We start from the raw sequence: 3,487 nt of genomic DNA, 5'->3' as shown, positions 1-3,487 counted from the left end.
GTTGAAGTACGGCAGCGCCACGGTCGGCAGTCCGCGGCCGAGCCCCTCGGTGAGGGCGAGCAGGGCCCGGCTGTCGCACATCGCGCAGGCCCAGCGCGCCAGCGAGTTGACGGTGAGCGGGGCGGCGAGCAGGGCGTCCGGCGCGGGCAGGGCGTCGTCCGCGCCGGCCCCGTACTCCCAGCGCACCGGCGCGCCGGTGCGCTCCCGCAGTTCCTCCGGGTCCCCCACCCACCGGCGGGCGGCGGGCGTCAGCAGCACGCACACCCGCCAGCCGGCCTCCCGTGCGAGGCGCACCCCCACGTCCAGCCGGTCCAGCGGCGGCGCGGCACAGCCGATCACGTACAGCGTCCTCGTCGTGGTCACCCGCGCAGTCCACACCGGGCCGCCGACTCCCCGCAAGCGCAGGCGTCCCACCGTAGGGTGACGCCATGACGAGGTATGCGGCCCTGCTGCGCGGGGTCAACGTGGGCGGCGGCCGGAAGATGCCGATGGCCGAACTGCGGGCCGTGCTCGAGGAGCTCGGGCACCAGGACGTGCGGACGTACCTGCAGAGCGGCCAGGCGGTGTTCTCCGCCGCGGGCGGCGACGAGGAGGCGCTGGCCGCGGAGCTGGGCGCCGCGCTGGAGAAGCGGTTCGCCTACGCCTGCGAGGTCCTGGTCCGCGACCACGCCTACCTGACCGGTGTAGTCGCCGACTGCCCCTTCCCGGCGGCCGAGTTGGAGGGCAGGCAGCTGCACGTCACCTTCCTCGACCGGGCCGTGGCGGAGGACCGGTACGCGGAGGTGGACCGCGAGGCGTTCCTCCCGGAGGAGTTCCGCCTCGGCGACCGGGCCGTCTACCTGTACCTCCCGGACGGCATGGGCCGCTCCAGGCTCGCCGTCCAGCTGTCCAGGCCCCGCCTGGTGAAGGGCCTGACCGCCACCACGCGCAACTGGAACACCGTCCTCAAGCTGAGCGAGCTGACGGCCGCGTCCTGAGGCCCCTTCACGCCCCCAGCGCGCTCAGCGCGGGGAGCCGGGCCGCGTCGTAGCGGGCGAGGAGGACCCGGGCGACCTCGGGGGACGGGCCGAGGACGCCGGCGAGGACGTCGGCCCCGGCGGACACGGCGCCGGCCGCGATGCGGTCCGGGAGGCGGCCGGGGGCCAGGACGTAGGGCGCGACGGCCACCCGCGCGCAGCCGGCGGCGCGGAGCTCCCGTACCGCGTCCTCGGTGCGGGGGAAGCCCTCGGGAGATGCCGCGGAGGCGAACGCGGGTCGCACGGCGCACCAACCGGTGTGCCGCAGCTCCCGCGCGATTTCAGCGATCACCGCGATCGCCTCCGGGTCCGTGGAGCCCGCCGACGCGAGGACGATCCCCGTGGCGGGCCTGTCGGCGGGGGTGAGCCCCGCCTCGTGCAGCCGCCGCTCCAGCGCATCGAGGAGCAGCGGGTCCGGGCCCAGTACCTCGGCGGTGGTGATCCGCAGCCGTGCCGGGGCCTGGCGCAGCACGGCGGGGATGTCGGCCTTGGCGTGGAAGGCGCGGGTGAGCAGCAGCGGCTGGACGACCACGTCGCGCACCCCCCCGGCGGCCAGCGACTCCAGCACCCCGGTCACGGTGGGGAGGTTGAAGTCGAGGAAGGCGGTCTCCACCCGCAGGCCGGGCCGCTGTTCCCGCACCCGCGCCACCAGGGCGTGGACGGTGGCGGCGTGGCGCGGGTCGCGGCTGCCGTGGGCTGTGACCAGCAGGACGGGGCGGACGGGGGCGTGGTGCATGGGAGGACCGTTCAGCTCTTGACGAGGAGGCCGCGGCCGCGCAGGATCCGCCGCTCCAGGGGACTGAAGATCAGCAGGTCGATGGCGATGCCGACGACCAGGATCAGGATGATGGCGAGGAAGACCAGCGACATGGAGGAGGCGTTGCGGCCGTTCTCCAGCAACTGGCCCAGTCCGATGCCGAGATCGGGCGAGGAGGCGATGATCTCGGCGGCCATCAGGGAGCGCCAGGAGAACGCCCAGCCCTGCTTCATCCCGGCCACGTAACCGGGCAGCGCGGCCGGCATCACGATGTGCCAGGCGCCCTTCAGCCCGGTGGCGCCCAGGGTGCGGCCCGCCCGCAGGAACAGCGGGGGCACCTGGTCGACGCCGGAGACCAGCCCGTTCGCGATGGAGGGCACCGCGCCGAGCAGGATCACCGTGTACATCATGGAGTTGTTCAGGCCGAGCCAGATGACGGCCGGGGGCACCCAGGCGACCGAGGGCAGCGACTGCAGGCCGGAGAGGATCGGCCCGATCGCGGCGCGGACGAACTTCACCCGGGCGACGAGCAGACCGAGCGGCGTGCCGATGACCAGCGCCAGCAGGAAGCCGAGCAGGCCGCGGGAGACGCTGGTCCAGATGTAGCCGAGCAGTTCGCCCTGGAGCCAGGACTCCTCGATCTCGGCCCACACGTCCGAGGGCGCGGGCAGCTTGGTCGGATCGTCGACGATCTTCAGCGAGACCAGGAGCTGCCAGACCAGCACGACCAGCAGGACGGCGACGACCGGCGGGAGGACCTTCTGCAGCAGGGTCTGCCGCAGCGGGGTGCGCCCGGTCTCCACCGACTCCAGGGCGTCCAGGCCCGCCTCGAGTCCGGCGGTGTCGTCCGCCTGCCGGTCTTCCCCGGTGACGGCGGTGGTGTCAGTGCTGGCCATGTCGGCGGATCTCCCCACGGAGTTGTTCGGTGATCTCCAGTGACAGCTCCGCGACCGCGGCGTCCTCGATGCGGCGCGGGTGCGGGATGTCGACGCGCCATTCGCGGGCGATCCTGCCGGGCCGGGAGGAGAGCAGCACCACCCGCTGGGCGAGCCGCACCGCCTCGCGCACGTTGTGGGTCACGAAGAGGACCGAGAGGTTGGTCTCCCGCCAGATGCGGGTGAGTTCGTCGTGCAGCACGTCGCGGGTGATGGCGTCGAGCGCGGCGAACGGCTCGTCCATCAGCAGCAGCCGGCTGTCCTGGGCGAGCGCGCGGGCCAGGGCGACGCGCTGGCGCATGCCGCCGGACAGTTCGTGCACGCGCTTGTCGTAGGCGCCCTTGAGCCGGACCAGCTCCAGGAGTTCCTCGGCCCGCTCGCGGCGCAGGCTCTTCTCGAGGCCCCGCAGCTTCAGGGCGAGTTCGATGTTCTTCCCGGCGGTCAGCCAGGGGAACAGGGCGTGCTCCTGGAACATCAGGGCGGGGCGTCCGTCGGTGGTGATGTCGCCCGCGGTGGGCCGGTCGAGGCCGGCCACCAGGTTGAGCAGGGTGGACTTGCCGCAGCCGGACGCCCCGAGGAGGGTGACGAACTCGCCGGGGGCGACGTCGAGGGTGATGTCGTCCAGCACGAGCTGGGTTCCGGTGGGCCCGGCGAAGGACTTGGAGACGTGCTCGATGCGCGCGGCGCTGCGGACGTCGGTCCGGTTGTCCTCGGCCGTGGCGAGGGTGATGGTCGCCATGGTCGTCACCTCCTGGGGAAAGCTCACGGGTGGGTGGGGT

General features: G+C 73.4%; 5 protein-coding genes. 1 reads left to right on the top strand and 4 read right to left on the bottom strand.

Annotation, left to right across the window (positions count from 1 at the left end; translation table 11 throughout):
• A partial coding sequence (locus ACOV8S_RS04560) for a flavoprotein (RefSeq protein WP_448316228.1) occupies nt 1–363 on the bottom strand: 363 nt, incomplete at its 3' end.
• 65 nt (nt 364–428) lie between these two features.
• Here ACOV8S_RS04560 and ACOV8S_RS04555 point away from each other — a divergent pair.
• A complete protein-coding gene (locus tag ACOV8S_RS04555; RefSeq protein WP_448316227.1) occupies nt 429–977 on the top strand; it encodes a DUF1697 domain-containing protein in 549 nt (182 codons plus the stop codon).
• A gap of 7 nt (nt 978–984) precedes the next feature.
• Here ACOV8S_RS04555 and ACOV8S_RS04550 read toward each other — a convergent pair whose 3' ends face one another.
• Genes ACOV8S_RS04550 through ACOV8S_RS04540 form a run of 3 tightly spaced genes read right to left on the bottom strand, consistent with a single transcriptional unit; the run spans nt 985 to nt 3,447 of the window.
• Nucleotides 985–1,752: a sirohydrochlorin chelatase gene (locus ACOV8S_RS04550; protein ID WP_448316226.1), complete on the bottom strand. Its 768-nt coding sequence runs from the start codon at nt 1,750–1,752 to the stop codon at nt 985–987.
• 11 nt (nt 1,753–1,763) lie between these two features.
• Nucleotides 1,764–2,669, bottom strand: coding sequence for an ABC transporter permease (locus tag ACOV8S_RS04545; protein WP_448316225.1), 906 nt, complete (start codon nt 2,667–2,669; stop codon nt 1,764–1,766).
• On the bottom strand, nt 2,656–3,447 hold the full coding sequence (locus ACOV8S_RS04540) for an ABC transporter ATP-binding protein (RefSeq protein ID WP_448316224.1): 792 nt from the start codon (nt 3,445–3,447) through the stop codon (nt 2,656–2,658). The genes ACOV8S_RS04545 and ACOV8S_RS04540 overlap by 14 nt, the downstream gene beginning before the upstream one ends.
• Nucleotides 3,448–3,487 lie beyond the last annotated feature (40 nt).

The organism is Streptomyces sp. CO7 (assembly GCF_053474865.1).
This window is presented reverse-complemented; position numbering and strand designations above follow the sequence as displayed.